Origin of the sequence: Porphyrobacter sp. YT40 (genome assembly GCF_006542605.1) — a bacterium.
GTDB lineage: Bacteria > Pseudomonadota > Alphaproteobacteria > Sphingomonadales > Sphingomonadaceae > Erythrobacter.
Window position 1 is genome coordinate 1,507,754 of the sequence record NZ_CP041222.1, and the last position, 20,735, is coordinate 1,528,488.

The 20,735-nt window shown below is 65.9% G+C and carries 14 protein-coding genes; 6 read left to right on the forward strand and 8 right to left on the reverse strand.

The window, feature by feature from the left end:
• Nucleotides 1–2: 2 nt before the first annotated feature.
• Complete coding sequence (locus E2E27_RS07115) at nt 3–1,751, reverse strand: ABC transporter transmembrane domain-containing protein (protein WP_141458306.1); 1,749 nt, start codon at nt 1,749–1,751, stop codon at nt 3–5.
• A 264-nt stretch (nt 1,752–2,015) separates the two neighbouring features.
• Here E2E27_RS07115 and E2E27_RS07120 point away from each other — a divergent pair, with 264 nt between their 5' ends.
• Genes E2E27_RS07120 through E2E27_RS07135 form a run of 4 tightly spaced genes read left to right on the forward strand, consistent with a single transcriptional unit; the run spans nt 2,016 to nt 7,217 of the window.
• The gene (locus E2E27_RS07120) at nt 2,016–3,149 is read left to right on the forward strand and encodes an FAD-dependent oxidoreductase (protein ID WP_141458307.1); all 1,134 of its coding nucleotides are present in this window, start codon (nt 2,016–2,018) and stop codon (nt 3,147–3,149) included.
• A 43-nt stretch (nt 3,150–3,192) separates the two neighbouring features.
• Nucleotides 3,193–5,334 (forward strand): dihydrolipoyl dehydrogenase family protein, encoded by a 2,142-nt coding sequence (locus tag E2E27_RS07125; RefSeq protein WP_141458308.1) that lies wholly within the window; start codon nt 3,193–3,195, stop codon nt 5,332–5,334.
• Nucleotides 5,298–6,611 carry a NupC/NupG family nucleoside CNT transporter gene (locus E2E27_RS07130; protein WP_234036226.1) on the forward strand — a complete coding sequence of 438 codons (1,314 nt, stop codon included), beginning with the start codon at nt 5,298–5,300 and terminating at the stop codon, nt 6,609–6,611. Before E2E27_RS07125 ends, E2E27_RS07130 begins: the two co-directional genes overlap by 37 nt.
• A complete protein-coding gene (locus tag E2E27_RS07135; protein ID WP_141458309.1) occupies nt 6,612–7,217 on the forward strand; it encodes a CDP-alcohol phosphatidyltransferase family protein in 606 nt (201 codons plus the stop codon).
• Between the two features lie 4 nt (nt 7,218–7,221).
• Here the strand turns inward: E2E27_RS07135 and E2E27_RS07140 are convergent, their stop codons facing one another.
• Complete coding sequence (locus E2E27_RS07140; protein ID WP_141458310.1) at nt 7,222–8,028, reverse strand: DUF1499 domain-containing protein; 807 nt, start codon at nt 8,026–8,028, stop codon at nt 7,222–7,224.
• 204 nt (nt 8,029–8,232) lie between these two features.
• On the opposite strand from E2E27_RS07140, the gene E2E27_RS07145 reads away from it, so the two are divergent.
• The gene (locus tag E2E27_RS07145; protein ID WP_234036227.1) at nt 8,233–8,730 is read left to right on the forward strand and encodes a c-type cytochrome; all 498 of its coding nucleotides are present in this window, start codon (nt 8,233–8,235) and stop codon (nt 8,728–8,730) included.
• An 84-nt stretch (nt 8,731–8,814) separates the two neighbouring features.
• Here E2E27_RS07145 and E2E27_RS07150 read toward each other — a convergent pair whose 3' ends face one another.
• On the reverse strand, nt 8,815–10,338 hold the full coding sequence (locus E2E27_RS07150) for a tryptophan halogenase family protein (protein ID WP_141458311.1): 1,524 nt from the start codon (nt 10,336–10,338) through the stop codon (nt 8,815–8,817).
• Nucleotides 10,339–10,357: 19 nt separating this feature from the next.
• Nucleotides 10,358–11,095, reverse strand: coding sequence for a DUF6445 family protein (locus E2E27_RS07155; RefSeq protein ID WP_234036228.1), 738 nt, complete (start codon nt 11,093–11,095; stop codon nt 10,358–10,360).
• 383 nt (nt 11,096–11,478) lie between these two features.
• On the opposite strand from E2E27_RS07155, the gene E2E27_RS07160 reads away from it, so the two are divergent.
• Nucleotides 11,479–14,301, forward strand: coding sequence for a TonB-dependent receptor (locus E2E27_RS07160; RefSeq protein ID WP_234036229.1), 2,823 nt, complete (start codon nt 11,479–11,481; stop codon nt 14,299–14,301).
• Between the two features lie 263 nt (nt 14,302–14,564).
• On the opposite strand, the gene E2E27_RS07165 is transcribed toward E2E27_RS07160, so the two are convergent.
• Genes E2E27_RS07165 through E2E27_RS07180 form a run of 4 tightly spaced genes read right to left on the reverse strand, consistent with a single transcriptional unit; the run spans nt 14,565 to nt 20,607 of the window.
• Nucleotides 14,565–16,088 (reverse strand): tryptophan halogenase family protein, encoded by a 1,524-nt coding sequence (locus E2E27_RS07165; protein ID WP_141458312.1) that lies wholly within the window; start codon nt 16,086–16,088, stop codon nt 14,565–14,567.
• The gene (locus tag E2E27_RS07170; protein WP_141458313.1) at nt 16,085–17,116 is read right to left on the reverse strand and encodes a LacI family DNA-binding transcriptional regulator; all 1,032 of its coding nucleotides are present in this window, start codon (nt 17,114–17,116) and stop codon (nt 16,085–16,087) included. Before E2E27_RS07170 ends, E2E27_RS07165 begins: the two co-directional genes overlap by 4 nt.
• A 6-nt stretch (nt 17,117–17,122) precedes the next feature.
• Nucleotides 17,123–18,775 carry an alpha-amylase family glycosyl hydrolase gene (locus tag E2E27_RS07175; RefSeq protein ID WP_141458314.1) on the reverse strand — a complete coding sequence of 551 codons (1,653 nt, stop codon included), beginning with the start codon at nt 18,773–18,775 and terminating at the stop codon, nt 17,123–17,125.
• On the reverse strand, nt 18,775–20,607 hold the full coding sequence (locus tag E2E27_RS07180) for an alpha-amylase family glycosyl hydrolase (protein ID WP_141458315.1): 1,833 nt from the start codon (nt 20,605–20,607) through the stop codon (nt 18,775–18,777). Before E2E27_RS07180 ends, E2E27_RS07175 begins: the two co-directional genes overlap by 1 nt.
• Nucleotides 20,608–20,735 lie beyond the last annotated feature (128 nt).

The window sequence follows — 20,735 nt, forward strand, 5'->3', positions numbered from 1 at the left end:
GATCAGGCCTCCCCGTCGGCGAGCGGCGCGCCGATATAGGCGGCGGGCGTGCGGTTCATGGCGGCGCAGAATTCCTCGAAGCTGCCGAAGAAGCGCTGCTGGTGCGCTTCGAGGTAGAGAAAGCGGTCGAAGCCGAGATCGATGCGGCGGTTGGAGAAGTAGATCACCGTCGTATAGGCCTGCGCGCGCAGCTCGTTCACGGCGCGGGCGATGGGTTCAGGGTCGATCAGGTCGAACAACCGGCTGAGCACGAGAATACGCGGGCGTTCGAGCAATGCGTTGGCGAGCTTCAGCTGCTGCAACTCCACTGCCGAAAGCGGATAGCCGGTCGACGCGAGCGGGGTATCGAGCCCCTTTTCGAGCGTGGCGATGGTGCGCGCCAGACCCACCGTCTCCAGCGCGCCGATCATCCGCTGCTGCGCGGTGTCGGGGCAGGACAGGGCGAGATATTCGCGGATCGTCATTTCCACCGTGCTCGGGCGGTCGAGCACGTGGACATTCTTGCGCAAATGGTGCGCCTCGATCGCCTTCATGTCGACACCGCCCAGCGTCGCAAAGCCGCTTTCGGGCAGGACGTGAAGCTTGAGCAGGTTGGTGAACAGCCGCTGCACCCCGTGGTGGCTGGCCGCCGCCATGATGATCGACCCGCTCGGGATGGTGAGGTCGAACTGCGCCTCCTCGTGCCGCGCGGTGCCGCGCACGCCCTGCATCGCGATGGTGTGATCCGGCCCGTCGAAGGGATCGGCGCCCTTGGGCTGTTCCTGCTCGACATCGTAGAACTGCGAGATTTCCTCGACCGCGGCGAAGAGGTCGTAGAAATAGCCAAGGTAGCTGCCCAGCTGCGCCACGCCGAGGAACGCCGCCGACAGCACCAGTTCGGCCGCGACCAGCTGGCCGAGGGTGAGCTCGTTCTGGATCACCAGCCAGCCGCCAAGGCCCAGCAGCGCGGCGCTGGCGGCGGCATACATCAGCAGGAAGGCGATGGTCTGCGAAAACAGGTGGCGAAAGTGGCTCTTGCGGTCGTTGATGTAGACGCGGGTGTAATCGTCGGTCTTGTCGAGCGCGTAGTCGATCCGGCGCTGCGACTTGAAGAAGCCGTTCGATCCGCCCAGCGTGTCGAGCCAGCTGGCGGTGGCGTGCTTGGCATGGCTGACATCGATCCCGGTGCGCAGCGCCCGCGCGCCCCATGCCAGCCAGATCACCCAGATGAGCGCGATCGTCACCAGCGTGAAGGCAAGGAAATAGGGGTGGTAGAGGCTCACCAGCACGAAGCCCACGGCGATCTGCAACAGCGTGGTGAAGCCACCGATGAACAGGATCGGGATCGCGGTCTGGACATAGACCACATCGAAATAGCGGTTGAACAGCGAGCCTTTCTTGGCGTCGTTGAAGAAGGGGTTCTGGGCATAGACAGCGATCAGCGAAATTTCCGCCACCATGCGCGCGTAGAAGCGCCGAGCGAACAGCTCCATCAGGTGGACGCGCAAGGCGTAGAGCAGGCTGGAGATGGTCAGCAGGCCGAACAGCGTCAGCGACAGCATCACCAGCGGCGCGGTAAGCGCGGTGTTGGCGATGGTGTTGATCAGCATCTGCACCGAAATCGGGGTCGCCAGCGACAGCAGGCTGATGCCCACGCCATAGACCGCCGCGAGCCAGTAGAAATTCGCCTCCGGCCTCAGGATGTCGAAGAACACCCTGAAAAACTTCGAGAGCGAAATCTGTTTGCCGATATTCTGGCCTTCACCTGCCATGGCAGCCTTTCCGTTGCACAACCCGATCAGCGATGCGCCAAGTCCCGCGCGCGATGCGGGGGTTGGGCCTTAATGCATCTATTGCAACATTGCCGCGCTGCAAGCGATCAATCATCCAGCACGGTTGCGGTTCCGGGCCGATGATTTCCCTGCAACTTCCTTTATATATGAAGCTACAAGAAGCTATTGCGAAGCATTGTCGTCTTGCCGCCCCGTTACTGTCCAAAGCTTGCGGTTAGCTGAACCACGCGCGATGAAGCGACGATGACACAGGGCAGAACGAGCGGGGAAAGGGAAGCGAAGACGCTGCTGCTGGTCGGTGGCGGGCACGCCCATGTTGCGGTGCTGGCGGACTGGGCGAGGCGCAGCGCTCCGCCGGAGACGCGCACGCTGCTGCTCACCCCGCATCCGCACTTGCGCTATTCGGGCATGGTGCCGGGCTGGCTCGCCGGTCAGCATGAGCGGGACGAGGGGCGGGTCGACCTCGCCGCCCTCGCCGCTCGCGCCGGGGTGGAGTGGATTGCGGGGCGCTGCGTGACGCTCGACCCGCAAGCGCGCACCGTGACCACCGACAGCGGCACGGCCATCGCCTTCGACCTCGCCTCGCTCGACACCGGCGGAGTGGGGCGCGCGGCGGCGGTGCTGGGGGACGATCCGCGCATTCTCGACATCCGCCCAATCGAGGGCTTCGTCGAACGGATCACGCGCTGGCGCCATCCTCGCCGGGTGGTGGTGGCAGGCGGCGGGGCCGGGGGCGTGGAGCTCGCCTTCGCCCTGCGCAATCTCGCCGCAGCCGAAACCCGGCCCGAGGTCGCGCTGGTTGCGGGCGAGGGAGGTCTGCTCCCCGGATTTTCGCAAGCCGTGCGCGGCCGCGTCGCCGCCGCGCTGATGCGGCAGGGGATCGCGCTCCACCTGAGCGACGCGCAGATCGCGCGCGGTGCGATCCGGGCGGGGGAGACTTCGCTCGAACCGGCCGAGCTGATCGTCGCCGCGCTCGGCAGTGCCGCGCCCGAGTGGGTGCGCGCGTCCGGGCTGGCGGTGGATGATCGGGGCTTCATGCTGGTCGATGCCCACCAGCGCTCGGTCTCGCATCCCCATATCTTCGCCGCCGGAGACGTAGCCGCGCGCGCCGACAGAAAGCTCGCCCATTCGGGCGTCCACGCCGTCTTCGCCGGGCCGGTGCTGGCGGCCAATCTGCGCGCGGCGCTGGCGGGAAAGCCGCCGCGCCGCAGCTATCACCCGCGCTGGAACAACCTCTATCTGATGAACACCGGCGACGGGCGCGCGATTGCAAGCTATGGCTCGCTGAGCGCCGAGGGCCGCTGGGTGCTCGCGCTCAAACACCGCATCGACAAGCGCTGGATTGCGCAATACGCCCGCCTCGTGGATCAGGCGTAACCCCCGCAGGCCCCTGGGCGAACGTGCGGGGGCAGGAGACAACGTGAAGAAACTCGCCATTCTGGCCGCACTGGCCGCCGTCATTGCCGCCTATTTCGTCTTCGACCTCGGGCAATATCTGACGCTCGCCGGGATCAAGGCGGGCGTGGCGCAGTGGGAGGCGTTCTATGCCGAAAACCCCGTTGGCGTGCTGGCGGGGTTTTTCGCGATCTATGTCGCGGTGACGGCGGCCTCGCTCCCCGGCGCGGCGCTGATGACGCTGGCGGCGGGCGCCTTGTTCGGGGTCTTGACGGGGACGATCCTCGTCTCCTTCGCCTCGACCCTCGGGGCGACGCTCGCCTTCCTCTCCTCGCGCTACGTGCTGCGCGACACGATCGAAGCGCGCTTCGGCGAGCGACTGAAGGCGATCAACGCCGGGGTCGAGCGTGACGGGGCGTTCTACCTCTTCTCCCTGCGGATGATCCCGGCCTTCCCCTTCTTCGTGGTCAATCTGGTGATGGGCCTCACCCGCATCCGCATCTGGACCTATGTCTGGGTGAGCCAGTTGGGGATGCTGCTGGGCACGGCGGTCTATGTGAACGCGGGCACGCAGCTGGCGCGGATCGAGAGCCTTTCGGGCATTGCCTCGCCGGGGGTGTTGGGCAGCTTCGTGCTGCTGGGCATCGCGCCGTGGCTCGCCAAGCTGGTGATCGGCGCGCTGCAACGCCGGAAAGTCTATGCCGGGTTCACCAGGCCCAAGGCCTTCGATCGCAATCTGGTGGTGATCGGGGCTGGCTCGGCGGGGCTGGTTTCGGCGCTGATCGGGGCGACGGTGAAGGCCAGGGTGACGCTGGTCGAGGCGAAGGACATGGGCGGCGATTGCCTCAACACCGGCTGCGTGCCATCCAAGGCGCTGATCAAGAGCGCCAAGGTCGCCGCGATGATGCGCGGGGCGGACAAGTATGGCCTCACACCCGCCGACCCGCAGGTGCCATTCAGGGCAGTGATTGCCCGCGTGATGGAAGCGATCAAAAGCATAGAACCGCATGATAGCGTGGAGCGCTACAAGGGCCTCGGCGTCGATGTGGTCAAGGGCTATGCACGGATCGTCGACCCGTGGACGGTCGAGATCGCGATGAATGGGGGCGGCACCAAGCGGCTGACCACCCGCAGCATCGTGATCGCCAGCGGGGCAGAGCCGGTGGTGCCGCCGATTCCCGGCATCGAAGCCAGCGGCTATCTCACCAGCGAGACGATGTGGGATGCCTTCGCGCAGATGGATGCAGCGCCTGCGCGCGTCGCGGTGCTGGGCGGCGGGCCGATCGGCTGCGAGCTGTCGCAGGCGCTGGCGCGGCTGGGTTCGCAGGTGACGCAGATCGAGATGGGCGACCAGCTCCTCGGGCGCGAGGATGGCGATGTCGCCGCTCTGGCGCGCGCGGTGCTGGAGGCGGACGGGGTGCGCGTGCTCACCGGCCACACGGCGGTGCGTATCGAGGGGCGCACGCTGATCGCGGAAAGCGGCGGGGCGGAGGTGCCGGTGCCGTTCGACACGCTGCTCGTCGCGGTCGGCCGCAAGGCGCGACTCAAGGGCTTCGGGCTGGAGGATATCGGCGTCGATACCGACAAAACCGTGGTGACCGACGAATATCTCGCCACCAAATTCCCCAATATCTTCGCCGCGGGCGATGTGGCGGGGCCGTTCCAGTTCACCCACACCGCCAGCCATCAGGCGTGGTATGCCAGCGTCAACGCGCTGTTCGGGATGTTCCGCAAGTTCAAGGCCGATTACCGCGTGATCCCCGCCGTCACTTTCCTCGACCCCGAGGTCGCGCGCGTCGGGATCAACGAGCGCGAGGCGGCGGAGCAGGGCATCGCCGTGGAGGTTACCCGCTACGACCTCGACGATCTCGACCGCGCGATTGCCGAGAGCGAGACGAAGGGCTTCGTCAAGGTGCTCACCCCGGCAGGCGGCAAGGACACGGTGCTGGGCGTCACGATCGTAGGTGCCCACGCGGGCGAACTCATCGCCGAATATGTGCTGGCGATGAAGCACGGCCTCGGCCTCAACAAGATCCTCGGCACGATCCACGCCTATCCGACCATGGTGGAGGCCAACAAGTTCGCCGCGGGCAACTGGAAAAAGGCACACAAGCCCGAAAGCCTGCTCAAGTGGGTCGAGCGCTATCACGGCTGGATGCGCGGCTGATGGAGCTGTTCGACCAGCTGCGCGGCATCATCGGCATCGCGGTGCTGGTGGGTATCGCCTGGGCGATCAGCGAGAACCGCCGCGCCCATCCCGGCTGGCGCTGGATTGCGGGCGCGCTGGCGGTGCAGGGGTTGCTGGCGGTGGTGATCCTGCGGGTGCCCGCCGTGTGGGCGGCGGTCGGCCTCGTCAACAATGCGGTGAGCGCGATCGAGGCGGCAACGCTCAAGGGATCGGCCTACATGTTCGGCTATCTCGGCGGGGCGGAGCTGCCTTTCGCGCTGAAAGAGGGCGCGCAGCCACCGCTGGTGATCGCCTTCCAGATCCTGCCGCTGGTGATCGTGTTCTCGGCGCTGTCGGCGCTGCTGTGGCACTGGGGCGTGCTGCGCTGGCTGGTGAACGGGCTCGGCTTTTTGCTGCGCCGAAGCCTCGGCGTGTCGGGCGTGGTCGGGCTTTCGGGCGGGGCGAGCGTTTTTCTGGGCGTGGTCGAGGCGCCGCTGGTCACCCGCGCGTGGTTTGCCCGGGTCTCTCGCAGCGAGCTGTTCCAGATCATGGCGCTGACCATGGCGACGATCTCGGGAGCGATTCTCGTGCTTTATGCGACCACACTGAAGGCGACCGTGCCCGATGCGGTCGGCCACATGATCGCCGCCTCGCTGATCTCGCTCCCCGCCGCGCTGCTGATCGCGCGGCTGATGGTGCCCGCCGGGACCGATGACACCGCGACCGAGGTCGAGAAGGAGGAGCCGGGCCTCAAGTACGAAGGAAGCATCGATGCCATCGTCAAGGGCACGATGGACGGGATGCAGCTGTTCCTCGCCGTGATCGCGGTGATCATCGTGGTCTTCGCGCTGGTCGCGCTGGTCGACGGGATGCTGGCCGCGCTGCCGCTGGTGGATGGCGCGCCGCTGACGCTCAAGCGGATGCTGGGCTGGGGCCTTGCGCCTTTCATGTGGCTATTGGGCGTGCCCTGGGGCGAGGCGCAGGCTGCGGGCGGATTGATGGGCACCAAGGCGGTGCTCAACGAATATGTCGCCTATCTCGAACTCGCCGCGCTGCCCGCCGGCACCTTCGGCCCGAGGAGCCTGTTGATCGTCACCTACGCGCTGTGCGGCGTGGCGAACCTCGCCAGCGTCGGCCTGCTGGTCTCGACCATCGGCACGCTCTGCCCCGAACGCCGCGCCGAGGCGGCGGGGCTGGGGATGAAGAGCTGGATCGCGGGCAATCTCGCCAGCGCGATGACGGGTGCGTGGATCGGGCTGGTGACGTGGAGCGCCTAGATGCTTGACGCCAAACTGCGCCCGCTGATCGACCCGCCGCTCAATCGCGCGGGCGTGTGGCTGGCGCGGCGCGGTGTCACCGCCAACGCGCTGACCTTCACTGGCCTTGCCCTCGGTCTGGGCGGGGCAGCGGCGATTGCCTTTGGCTACATCGGCTGGGGGCTGGCGCTGATTATCGCCAACCGGCTGCTCGACGGGCTTGACGGCGCGGTCGCGCGGGCGCGCGGGCCGAGCGATCTGGGCGGCTATTTCGATATTGTCGCCGACTTCGCCTTTTATGTCAGCGTGCCGCTCGGCTTCGGCATCCTCGCCCCCGCCAACCAGATGCCTGCGCTGGTGCTGGTGGCGAGCTTCGTGCTGACCGGCGTAAGCTTCCTCGCCTTCGCGGTGATCGCCGCCAAGCGCGGGGCCGAGACCACGGCACACGGCCGCAAGAGCTTCTTCTACTCCACCGGCCTTGCCGAGGGGGCCGAGACCATCGCGGTGTTCATCGCCATGTGCCTCTTGCCCGCATGGTTCCCGGTGATCGCCTATGCGTACGCCGCGCTCTGCGTCGCGACCGTATTCCAGCGCAGCGCGATGGCGACCGCGGCGTTCCGCGCCTGACGGATCAGCGCTGCCCGATCTGGGTCGCCACCCTGTCGCGCAACTCCGCGATGCGTGCGGCATTGGCGCCGAGATCGCTGCGCCCGACCCGGCTGACCGAGCGGAAGTTGATCTCGTTTGCGTCGATCCGGGCGACGACATCGTCCTTGAAGCCGAACCAGAAGCTCTCCGCCACGCCTTCCACGGTGCCCGCCTCTGGATCGGGGCGAATGTCCTTGAAGCCCATGTTGCCCATCGCCGCCGCGACCGCGGCAATCGCGTCGGTGCGGCTCGCCCCGGCGAGCGGCAGAGGCGCGAGCGTCGCATAGCGATCGGTGATGATCTGCGCGTGCGACTTGATCACCAACTCCGGTGCTGACGTCTGGTAGAGTTCAAGCTCGCGCAGCGGCACCTGATAATCGCTCAGCGGATTGGCCCCGGCATCGGCGCGCGCCTGCATCGTCGCGGCCGAGAAGGCGGGCGGATTGGCGGTGTCGGTGGCGACATCGTGGATCGGGTTGGCATCGGCCTTGCTGCCCGCGTTGAGGAACATTACCAGCGCCGCGCCCGGCACCAGCAGGCCAAGGATCGCCACCGAGATCAGCCCGTTGTGGCGCGGCGTCATCCGCGCGGCCAGCACCAGCGAGACCAGCGCGGCAAGCGCGGTCAGACCCAGCAGGATCATCCCGCCGTTGCGGGTCAATGTGACGAGGCCGAATTGCCATCCCCATAGCCCGACCTTGGTGCCGAGCGCGGCGATCGCGAAATAGACCGGAAGGAAGACCATCAGGCCGAGGACGAGCTTGGTATGCTTCGGGAGGTTTTTGAACATGGCGCGAAGCATAGCGCCGCAAGCCTGCAAGGCAATCTTTGTTGGGATCGGCGGGAAACCCTTTGTCACCTCGCGCGTTAGGGCCATACGGTATCTGGGGAGAGGGTCTTGCCGCAGCGTCAAGTCCCGCTTTCCATGCCCGATAAACTGGGTTATGGCCCGCTGGGATGCGGGAGGAACAAGTTGTTCAGAGGACAAACGACCATGAAGCGTAATTTCCTGATGGGTGCGGCCGCGCTGGCAGCGATGGCTACTCTTTCGGCTTGCGGCGGCAAGCAGGCTGACGATACGGCGGCTCCGGCTGCAACCGATACGGCGGCGGCCACGCCTGCTGTGACCGAGACTCCGGCGGCTGCGGCTGCCGATGGTGCCAAGGTCGAATATGCCAGCTTCACCACCGATGTCGCCGCGGGCGAAAAGACCTTCGCGCTGTGCCGTTCGTGCCACGTGCTCGACGAAGGCGTGAACCGCGTCGGCCCGTCGCTCTACAATGTCGTGGGCCGCGAAGCAGGCTCGGTTGCCGGCTATTCCTACTCGGATGCCAACAAGAGCAGCGGCGTGACCTGGACCGAAGAAAACCTCTTCGAATATCTCAAGGATCCCAAGGCCTACATCCCGGGCACCAAGATGGCCTTCCCTGGCATCAAGAACGACCAGGATCGCGCGAACCTGGTGGCCTATCTCGCCAGCACCAAGAAGTAATTTGTCGCCCCTTCGGGCGTGAAAAGAGGGCGGCGCAGGTTTTGGCCTGCGCCGCCCTTTTTGTTGTGATTGACGGCGGAGGCCTCAGGCCGCCAGCAGCGCCGCGTCGACCGGACAGTGGCGGGCGAGATATTGCTCGTGCGTCGGCAGGCCAGCCACTGCGCGCGCCATCAGCGTGCGCAGGTTGGCGAGGAATTCGGCCAGCTGGCCCTCGCTCATCCGGTCGGCCATCGGATCGTAATCGGCGGGCATGATGCCCTGCCCCAGCATCACCTGCACCCAGCTCGCCTCGCGGAACAGGTCGTCCACGTCGCGGCCCACGCGCCCCGAGGCGGCGAACAACGCGAGCTTGTGGGTGAGGCTGTCGGGCACGGCCATGTGCTTGCAATAGCGCCAGAACTCCGTGTCTTCCCGGTCGGTGCGGTGATAGTGCAGGATAAGGAAATCGCGGATCTGCGCGAACTCGGCGGCGCAGCGGCGGTTGTATTCGTCGCGCATCGCCGATGGGTCTCCGGCGCGCGGGAAGAGCTGGATCAGGCGGCTGACATGCGACTGGATCAGGTGGATCGAGGTCGATTCGAGCGGCTCGAGAAACCCGCTCGACAGCCCGATGGCGGCGCAATTATGCGCCCAGAAGGCCTCGCGCCGCCCGGTGGTGAAGCGGATCGGGCGCGGATCGCCCAGCGCATTGGTATCGAGTCCAGTCAGCAACGTGTCGGCGGCGGCATCGTCGCTGGTGAAGCCGCTCGAATAGACGTGCCCGTTGCCGGTGCGGTGCTGGAGCGGGATGCGCCATTGCCAGCCCGCATCCTTGGCAGTGGCGCGGGTATAGGGCACGAGCGTCGGCAGGCGTTCGCTCGGCACCGCCAGCGCGCGGTCGCAGGGGAGCCAGCGCGACCAGTCCTGATAGCCAACGCCCAGCTCCTCGCCCAGCAGCAGCGAGCGGAAGCCGGTGCAGTCGATGAAGAAATCGCCTGCGACCACGGTGCCGTTCTGCAGGGTGATAGCGCAGATATTGCCGCTTTCCCCGTCGCGCTGAACGCTCTGGACGATGCCCTCGGTGCGGGTCACGCCGCGCGCCTCCGCATAGGCGCGCAGGAACTGGGCATAGCGGCTGGCGTCGAAGTGATAGGCATAGGCCAGCCCCGCCATCGGAGTGTTTCCGACCCGGTCGAGCTTGCCGAAGCGCGCCTGATCGGCGGCCATCTGGTGCAGCGACCAGTTCCATAAGCCCTTGGGATCACCCGCCGCTCCGGCACTGCGGCGCCAGTGGTGATGGAAGGCGACATTGCCGACCACCATCCCGGTCTCGCCGAAGGTGTGAAGATAGCGGCTGCCCTTGCTGCCCCAGTCGACGAATTCGATCCCGAGCTTGAAGGTGCCCGAGGTGGCGCGCAGGAATTCGTGCTCGTCGATGCCGAGGATGGTGTTGAGGCGGATGATCTGCGGGATCGTCGCCTCGCCGACGCCGACCGTGCCGATCGCCTCGCTCTCGACCAGCTCGATCGTCAGTCGCTCGCCCAGCAGCCGCGCGAAGGCGGCGGCGGTGATCCACCCCGCAGTGCCGCCGCCGACGATCACCAGTTTCCTTACCTCAGGCCTGTCCATGTTCCGTTCCCCTGACGCCTCACCCCGCCGCCGGGCGGAAGAAGGCGTTGATCGTCAGCCTCCCCGCGCGCGGATCGGCGCTGAGGGGGGCTGCGTTGTCGATGACCCCGCTGTGGAGGATATTGCCGCGGTAGAACACCGCGCTGTTGAAGGTGGCGGGCACCACATGGGTGCGCTCGAAATGGGGCGCGCCGTCGGTGGGGTAGGCGGCGGGCGGCAGGCCGGTGCGCGCGACATCGGCCTGCAAGGCAGCGGCATAGCGTGGGAAATCGGCCTGAGTCAGCGCCTCCAGCCCGGTCGAACGGTGGCGGAAGAAGGCCGTTCCCCCATGCGGCCCGGCGCGATCGAGATAGAGCATCATCGCGATCTGTGTGGGATCGGTCCCGTCGACATGCGGCAGGCGCTGGATCGGCGCGAGCTGTGCGGGCGGGGTGGTGACGAGCGAATACCACGCCTGCATCTCCCACGCCCGGCCATAGGGCCCGAACCACTGGTCGAGCAGCGGGGAGAGCTGGCTCAGCCACGCAGCGCAGATCGCCGGATCGAGCGCGGCGCGCACCCCCGGATATTGCGGCGTGATTTTTGCAAAATTTTGCAAACTGGCTTGCGAAATCACCGCCTCGGGAGATTCGAGCAGCCCGTCGATGCTCACAAGCCTATGATTGGACGTTGAAAAATGTTCGACCCGCGGATTTGCGAGCGCAATGCCCCAGTCCTGCATGGGCGCGGGCGTGCGCGAGATGGGGGCAATCGTCATGTGTCGGAGCCTATCAAATCGGGGGGAACACTCAAAGTCGAATGAATAAATACCTAAAATCATGGGGAAAGCAGTGCCGAGTGAGGCAGTAGACGATGTCTGGCGATCCGGTCAGCGGGCCGCGTCTTGATGCTGCACTGCGGCATGAGCCGACGGCGCGAAAAACTGTGTCAATCGGGCAACATTTGGGCCGAAAGATTGGTCTGGTGGCCCACGCAGCTTGGCGTAGGATGGCCATTACCAATTGATTAAACAGGACTATGTCGCCTGCAAACGATGACATGGCAGTTCTGTGAATTGGAGATTTACGGGCCGCTTGCGATCCGCTATGAAAAAAACTGCAAAAGCGCATGGTCAACGGCGCTAGCGGGAGGGGACTTCTGATGAAAAAGAACGGGATCAATGTGAGCGCGCGCCTGCTGTGCGGGGCCGCAACCTTCATGGCGCTGGCCGTCACCGGCGCGCCGGTCATGGCGCAGGACGCCGATGAGCCGGATACGGTCGCCGAAGAAGAGACCGAAAACGCCATCATCGTCACCGGCATCCGGCAGTCGATCCAGTCCTCGCTCGATGCCAAGCGCAACGCGACCTCGATCGTCGAAGTGATCACCGCCGAAGACCTCGGCCTGCTGCCCGACCTCTCGATCGCCGACACCCTCGCGCGTCTGCCCGGCGTAACCGCCCAGCGCGTGCGCGGCCGGTCGCAGCAGGTCTCGATCCGCGGCCTCGGCCCGGACTTCAGCCTTGCGCTGCTCAATGGCCGCGAAGTCGTTTCGGCAGGCAACAACCGCGGGATCGAGTTCGATCAGTTCCCGTCCGAACTGATCGGCACCGGCATCGTCTACAAGACCGGTGACGCCCAACTCGCCGCGATCGGCATTGCCGGTGCGGTCGACCTGCGCACGGTCAAGCCGCTGGACGTGAACAAGCGTCAGATCACCGTCTCGGGCACCTACACGATCAACGATCAGGGCTCGCTCAACCCCGATTTCGGCGCGGACGGCTATCGCTTCTTCGCCAGCTATATCGACCAGAACGCCGATGGCACGATCGGCTGGTCGCTGGGTGCCACCACCCAGTCGATCCCGACCCAGATCGTCCAGCGCGAGCTGAAGACCGCCAATGGCCAGGTCGATCGCGTCACCACCCCGGGCGGCACGGTCTTCCCGCGCGACAACCCGCGTCAGGGCTCGCAAAGCCGCGAATTCAAGCGCACCTCGGTCGCCGGTAGCCTCCAGTTCGAGCCGACCGACAGCTTCTCGCTCACCCTCGATTCCTTCTACACCAAGACCGAAGACGCCGGCGTTTTCCGCGGCACCGAAACCCCGATCGCCTCGTGGAGCGCCAATGGCGGCGCGCAGGTCGATCAGGTGACCGGCAGCGGCGACTTTGCCGAAAGCGCGACCTATTCCAACGTCTACCCGATCCTGCGCACCGACACCGAAGGCGCGGATTCGGAAATCTTCGCTATCGGCGGCAATCTCGAATGGAAGGCGACCGACAACCTCGGCTTCGTCGTCGACTACGGCTATTCGACGCTGAACCGCAATGATGTCGACTACGAATCCTATGCCAGCACCGGCCCCGGCGGGAGCGGCCCGGCCGACACGCTGACCTTCACCTTCCCGCAGGACGGCGCCTACACGATCGACAGCCAGATCGATTACACCGATCCGGCCAACGTGCTGCTGGTCGATCCGGGCGGCTGGGGCCAGGTCGGCTTCCTGCGCGTGCCGGAAACCAATGACGAGCTGCACCAGCTGCGCGCCGAAACCTTCTGGGAGTTCGACGGCGGCTTCATCGACCGCATCGTCGCCGGCTGGCTCTACACCGACCGCGAGAAGGATTTCGACAACAACGGGATCTTCCTGCGCGCCGGCAACGGCTTCGTGGGCGGTTCCCGCGCGATCCCGAGCGACCTCATCATCGGGGCGAGCGATTCCAAGAGCATCGGGCTCGACATCGTCGCCTACAACCCGGCCCCGCTGCTGACCGACGGCACCTATGTGCAGGAAGCCGCGACCGACGATACCGAATGGCTGGTGAAGGAGAAGATCAACAGCTTCTACCTCCAGGCCAATATCGACGGTGATCTCGGCTCGGTGCCGGTGCGCGGCAATATCGGCCTGCGCTATGTCGACACCCAGCAGTCCTCCACCGGCACGCTCGCCGGCGGTGCGATCAACGATGTCAGCTTCAGCTACGACAACTGGCTGCCGAGCATGAACCTCAGCTTCGAGATGCTGCCGGATACCTTCATCCGCGTCGCCTTTGCGCAGACGATCACCCGCGCGCGGCTCGATCAGCTGGCGGCGAACCAGAACCTGACGGTCAACAACAACGTCTGTATCGACAATGACGGCGACCAGTTCGTCGACACCGTGCTGCCCGGCCAGTTCAATCCGCCGTCGAACGTCTGCTTCAACCTCGGCGGGGGCAATCCCTTCCTGCAGCCCTATCGTTCGACGTCCTACGACATCTCCTTCGAGAAGTATTTCTCGCCCGGCACCGCGATCATCGTCGCCGCGTTCCACAAGGATCTGTCGGACTGGGTGGTCAACCTCAACGAATCCTTCGATCTCAGCCAGCAGATCATCAATTCGGGTGCGGGCGGCATTCTCGACACCAACCCCGAAGTTGCGCTCGGCAACTTCAACGGTCCGGTCAACTTCTCGGATGGCAAGATCACCGGGATCGAAGGCACGGTGCGGGTGAACTTCGGCGACTTCAGCAATGCGCTGGACGGGTTCGGCGGGTTCTACTCGATCACCTATTCGGATGCCGAGATCACGCCTCCGGGCCTTGAGCCCATTTCGATCCCGGGCTATTCGGACCTCACCTGGTCGGGCGACATCTTCTACGAGAAGAGCGGCTTCCGCGCCAAACTGGCGGCCCGTTATCGCGGCGACTTCCTTTCGGAAGTTCCCAACTTCTCGGGCGGGCTCGAAGGGGCGCAGGCGCGCAGCGAGACCATTCTCGACGCGCAGATCGGCTACACCTTCGAAAAGGAAGGCAGCTTCCTCAACGGTGTGCAGATCCTCGCTGAAGTGTTCAACCTGACGGACGAGCCCTTCGTGACCGAGAACCCGCTGTTCGACCGCGCGCCCGGCAGCAACCCGCCGCCGCAGCCGCTTGGCAGCTCCTTCGCGAGCCGCCACGAGCAATACGGGCGCACCTTCCAGTTCACGCTGCGCAAGGCGTTCTGACCGACACACGCCCTCGGGTCGCATTGAGGGTTGCAGGAAGGGCTCGCCAGCGATGGCGGGCCCTTTCGGCTTTCGAGGCGGAGGTGGTTTCCTACTCGCCAAAGCCGTGGCAAGGTCGCGGGCATGGCCTTTCGCGATCACCCTTCCGGGCTCGCTACAGCCACCCGAACACACGTGCGGGCCGGGAAGGGAGTTTTGCTCTTGGACAGTGTCTCATGTGTCTCCACACTCAGGAAACACGCGAGTAATCTGAACGGCGATAATCAGCCCGCGATCGGCGGCGCCGCGCAGTGGCGGGCGACGAAATCGCCGTGGCTCGGCATGGCGGCGACCGCTTCCGCCATCGCCTCGCGGATTTGCGCCATCCGCTCGGCCACGGGAACGCCCTCGCGCATATGGGCGAGCGCGGGCGCGCGATGCGGCACGATGCCCTGGCCGAGATAGACCGCGATCCAGCTGGGGTTGGCGAACAGTTCCTGCGGCTCGGCCACCAGCGTGCCGTGGGCGCGAAAATGGTCGATCTTGTATTGCAGGCTGTCGGGGATCGGCATGGCGGCGGTGTAGCGCCACAGCTCGGAATCGTCCCGCTCGCTGGCCTTGTAATGGAGGATCAGGAAGTCGCGGATCAGCTCGTATTCGCGCGCGGTCTGGGCATTGTATTCGCGCGCGAGCAGCGGCGACATGGTGCTGTCCGGCAGCAGCGCGATGAGCCTGAGGATGGCGTATTGGATGAGGTGGAGCGAGGTCGATTCCAGCGGCTCCATGAAACCCGCGGACAGCCCGATGGCGACGCAGTTCTTCTCCCAGAACCTGCGCCGTTTGCCGGTGACGAAACGCAAGGTTCGCGGGTCGGCCAGCGGCTTGCCGTCGAGATTGGCGAGCAGCGTGGCACTCGCCTCGTCCTCGGAGATGAACTGCGAGCAATGGACATAGCCGTTGCCGGTGCGGTGCTGGAGCGGGATGCGCCACTGCCACCCGGCCTCGCGCGCGGTGGAGCGGGTGTAGGGGGTGAACTCCCCCCGCTTGCAGGGCACCGCCACCGCGCGGTCGCAGGGGAGCCAGTGCTGCCAGTTGTCGTAGCCGGCGTGCAGCGCTTCCTCGATCAGCAGGCCGCGGAAGCCGGAGCAATCGATGAAGAGCTCGCCTTCGATCCGCGTCCCGCTGTCGAGGGTGACGGCTTCGATGAACCCGTCCTCACCGCGCAAGGAGACGTCGATGACCTTGCCCTCGATCCGCGTCACCCCCCGGGCCTCGGCGAAGCGCCTGAGATAGGCGGCGTAGAGCCCGGCGTCGAAGTGGTACGCGTAGTCGAAGGTCGACTGGATCATCCGCCGGTCGGGCGAGGGGCGGGCGAACTTGCCGTCCCGCGCCATCGCCCAGCACATCGAGAAGTCGTCGATCGGGCCTTCGATCCGCCCCTCCAGATGCTCGCGCATCCAGTGGTGGTAGAAGGGCACCTGATCGAACTCGGCGCCATACTGGCCGAAGGGGTGGAAGTAGCTGTGGCCGAGCCTGCCCCAGTCGACGAACTCGATCCCGAGCTTGTAGCTGCCTTGCGTCTCGCGCACGAAGGTCGCCTCGTCGATGCCGAGCCGCTGGTTGAAGGTGCGGATCGGCGGGATCGTCGCCTCGCCCACGCCGACCGTGCCGATCGCCTCGCTCTCGATCAGCGTGATCGCGCAGGCCCCGCCGACCGCATGGGCCAGCGCTGCCGCCGTCATCCACCCGGCCGACCCGCCGCCGACGATGACGATGGATGTCAGCGGGGCGGGCGGGGCGCTGCTCATCCGCCGCAGCTTTCGCGGATCAGCAGGCTGGTCTCAAGCCGCTGCGAAATCGCCGGGCCATCGCCCTTGTCGATCAGCTTGGAAACCAGCATCCGGCCCGCAAGGTTCGCGTCCTGGTCGATGGTGGTGAGCTGCGGGGTAACGAGCCGCGCGGCGGGGATATTGTCATACCCGACCACCGAGACATCCTCGGGCACGCGCATTCCCGAGCGGGTCAGCGCCCGGATTGCTCCGATGGCGATGAGGTCGCTGGCGGCGAACACCGCGTCGAAGCGCAGCCCCCGCGCAATCGCGCTGCGCACCGCGGCCTCGCCCGAATGGACATCGAAATGCGCGGGCACCAAGAGATCGCTATCGAAGGCGATGCCTGCTTGATCGAGCGCCTGCCGATAGCCGCGGAAGCGCTGCTCGGCCTCGGGCGCTTCGGTATCGCCGAGGAACAGAATGCGCCGCCGCCCGAGCCGCGCGAGGTGCGCCGTGGCTCGCCTGCCGCCCGCGAGGTTGTCCGACCCGATCACGCAATATTGCGCGTCCGGGAACTCCGCCCCCCACACCACGAAGCGATTGTCGCGCGCGGCGAGCGCGTTGAATTCGTGGTGGAGCGAGGACTGGCCGATAAAGATCACGCCGGTCGCGCGGCTGGTGCTCATCGCGTAGTCGAGGTCGCCCCCGGCGCGGGGGGAAAGGTGGCTGATGATGAGATCGGCGTTCCGCTCGCGCGCGGCCTCGGCGATGCCCGCCAGCAGTTCGAGGAAGAACGGATCGGACACGCGGCTGTCGCGTGCCTGCGGGGCGGGGACGACCACCGCGAGGGTCGCGTCGGCGCCGATCGGCCCGCTCGGCATCGAGGCGCGGAACTCGTAGTCGTGCGCGCGGGCAATCTGCCAAATCTGCTGCTTGGTGCGCCGCTTGACCGAGGGGCTGTCGTTCAATGCGCGGCTGACGGTCGAGATCGACACCCCCGCTTCACGCGCGATATCCTCGAGCGTGGCGCTGCGCCGGGCGGCAAGAGTGGGGTTGTCGGCCATTCGTCCTCAGCTGGAAGCGATCATCGCCCAATAGCCGCTGCCGGGCCGGAGGTCTTCGAGAATCGCGCCGCTGCCCACATGGTTTTCGGTCGCGATCAGCTGCGCGGCTCCGGCCCCGGCTGGCGGGCTCCAGCGCAGCGAAGTTTCGCCGAGGTTGAAGACGCACAGCACGCTGCCGCCCTCGGTGTGGCGGCGGAAGGCGAGGATGTCTGCGGGGCTGCTAAGCAGTTCGATATCGCCATGCACCAGCGCGGGATGCGCCCTCCGCGCGCCGAGCAATGCGCGGGCGTAACCGAGGGTCGAGGCCGGGTCGGCCGCCTGCGCATCGACCGCAAAGCCGCTATGCGCCGGATCGAGCTTCAGCCAGGTGCGGTTGGCGGTCGAAAAGCCCGCCTGCGGTGCGTTCGCCGCCCAGGGCATCGGGGTGCGCGCGCCATCGCGGCCCAGCGTGTGCGGCCAGTTGGCGATGGCTTCGGGGTCTTGCAGATCCTCGAAAGCGACATGGCCCTGCGGCAGGCCCAGCTCCTCGCCCTGATAGATGATCGGATTGCCGCGCAAGGCCAGCAGCAGCAGCAGATTGAGGCGCGCCATGCGGCCCATGTCGCCGTCAAGCGTCCAGCGGGTGACTGCGCGCGGGGCGTCGTGGTTCGAGAAGGCCCAGCTCGGCCAGCCTTCGCCCGGCTCGCCGCTCCACTGCGACAGGCTCGCGCGCACCAGCGGCGCGGTGAGGCGCGGGGCGTAGAGGAAATCGAAGTTATAGGCGCTGTCGAGCCGCTTGCCGCCCTCGGTAAAGGCCTTCATCTCGGCGAGCGGCTCCGGCCCGCCGACTTCGGCGACGGTGAAGCGGCCCGGAAATTCGTCGATCGTGGCGCGGATGCGCTCGAGGAAGGCGACGATATCGGGATGCGACTGGTTGAACTGCTTGATCTGCATGTCGAACGGGCGCGTCACCAGTTCTATCGGGGTGCCCGACGGCGGATTGTCGCGCAGCTCGGGGTCATGCATCGAGAAGTTGAGCGCATCGAGCCGGAACCCGTCCACGCCGCGCCCCAGCCAGAACCGCGCCACATCGAGCAGCGCGTCCTGCACATCCGGGTTGTGGACGTTCAGATCGGGCTGCGAGGTGAGGAAGTTGTGCAGGTAATACTGCTTGCGCGGTCCGTCCCACTGCCAGGCCGATCCGCCGAACACAGACTGCCAGTTCGACGGCGGCGAGCCATCGGGCTTGGGGTCGGCCCAGACATACCAGTCGGCCTTGGGATTGGTGCGATCCGCACGGCTTTCCCGGAACCACGCGTGCTCGTCGGAAGTGTGCGAATAGACCTGATCGATGATGACCTTGAGGCCGAGCGCGTGCGCCTTCTCGATGATCCGGTCGAAATCTTCGAAGGTGCCGAAGCTCGGGTCGATCCCGCAATAATCGGCCACGTCGTAGCCGAAATCCTTCATCGGCGAGGTGAAGAAGGGGCTGATCCAGATACCATCGACGCCGAGGTCGGCGATGTAGTCGAGCCGTTCGGCAATGCCCGCAAGGTCGCCGATCCCGTCGCCATTGGTGTCGCGGAAGGAGCGCGGATAGATCTGGTAGATGACCGCGCCGCGCCACCACGTCAGCGGGGCGTCGGTAGCAACGGCGGTGTCGGCAAGAGCGGTTGCCATCAGTCGTCGGTCTCCAGAATGCAGGCGGCAAAGCCGAAGGTGGGCAGGGTGATCGTGGCCGACCCCGGCGCGGCAAGGCTGGCGGGGCAGGTGCCGGTGAGCGGGGTGATCCCGCGCGCCCGGTAACTGACCTCGACCGCCTGCGTAAGGGGCTTTTCGCCGGTGTTGAACACCGCCAGCACGCGCTGTCCGGTTTCGGGATCGTGGCGCTCGACTGCGAGCAGGCCGGGGGCGGCTTCCTCGAAGGCGCGCACGGTGCTGAGGCCGCGGCGCAGCGCCGGGCTGGCGGTGCGGGCGGCGGCGAGTTCGCCGATCAGCCGGTAGAGTGGGTGGGCGGTGTCGAAATTGCTTTGCGCGGTGGTGGCCGTGCTGCCGACGAGGCGGTTATCGTTATAGGCCGCGACCTTGCTCTCGAACATGTCCTCGCGCGCCAGCTGGTCGTTGCCGTCGGAGATGAAGCCCTGCTCGTCCCCGTAATAGACCGTCGGCACGCCGCGCAGCAGGAACATCATCGCGTGCCCCAGCCTGACGCGGGCGAGCAGCGTGGCGGGATCGTCCGATCCGCTCATCTCGCGCACGAACATCGAAAAGCGCCCGAAATCGTGGTTGCCGAGGAAGGTCGGCAGGCCCAGCGCGGTGCTCGCCCCGCCGGGATAGATCGCATCCTGCTGGAGAAATTCGGCCATCAGCCGGGGCGGCGACTTGCCGCTGGCGACCATCTGCGCCGCCTTGGCGAAACCCATGTCGAGCGCGTACGGCAAGCGGCTGTCCGCCATCACCTGCGCGGTGAGCGTGGCGGTCGGTTCTTCGAAGGCGATTTCGCCAAAGATGTGGAAGTGGCCAATCCCCTTCGCTTCGGCCCGGGCGAGCATGGCGGGGACGAAGGCCTGCCAGAATTCGGGGTTCACGTGCTTGGCGGTGTCGATGCGGAAGCCGTCGATGCCGTAATCGTCGATCCACTGGCCGAAGATGTCGATCATGCCCGAAACGACGCGCGGGTTCTCGGTCGCGAGATCGTCCAGCCCCGAGAAATCGCCATAGACCGAGCTTTCGCCTATCCAGTGCGAATTTCCGCGGTTGTGATAGAGCGTCACATCATTCAGCCATGCGGGCAACTTCACGTTCTTCTCGTCCTCGGAGACCACGGGCGTGTAGGCGAAGGTCGGGTCGGTCAGCCTGGCCCAGTTGGCGGGATCGGGATTGTCGTCACCTTCGAACCCTTCGTTGATCCGCGCGCCGTCGACCCCGCCGCGCGTCGAGAAAGGATATTCGCCCTTGCTGCGATAGGCGTATTGGCCTTCGCGGTAGTCGATCACGTCGGCGGTGTGGTTGGTGATGATGTCCATATAGACCTTCATCCCCCGCGCATGGGCGGCATCGACGAAGGCCTTGAATTCGGCATTGGTGCCGAAATGCGGATCGACGCTGGTGAAATCGATCACCCAGTAACCGTGGTAGCCTGCGCTTTCCTCGCCCGGACGGCCCTGCACCGGCTTGTTCTTGAAGATCGGCGCGAACCAGATCGCGGTGACGCCCATGCCCTGAATATAGTCGAGCTTGGCGGTCAGCCCCTTGAGATCACCGCCGTGGTAGAAGCCCTTGTGCGTGGGATCGAAGCCGTGCTGGAGCGGCCCGCCCTTCAGGCCGCCCTTATCGTTCCTCGGATCGCCATTGGCGAATCGGTCGGGCAGGACAAAATAGATGATCTCGTCCTCGAGCTGACGCTCTGCAATTGGTGCGGGCGTTGCCCCCGCGTCGGTGGCCACCGGCCCCCCTGCCCATGCGGTGCCGGCGCATAGCGCAGCCGCAATGCTCACGAAGATTCGCGTCATGACCCTACTCCCTCCGGCGATGTTTGTGACACCTTGAAAGAGATTTTGCAAATCTTTGTGAAACCGGAGCGTCAGGCGCGGAGGGTGACACAACAAACGAGAATCATTTGAAAAACACTCAGTCAATC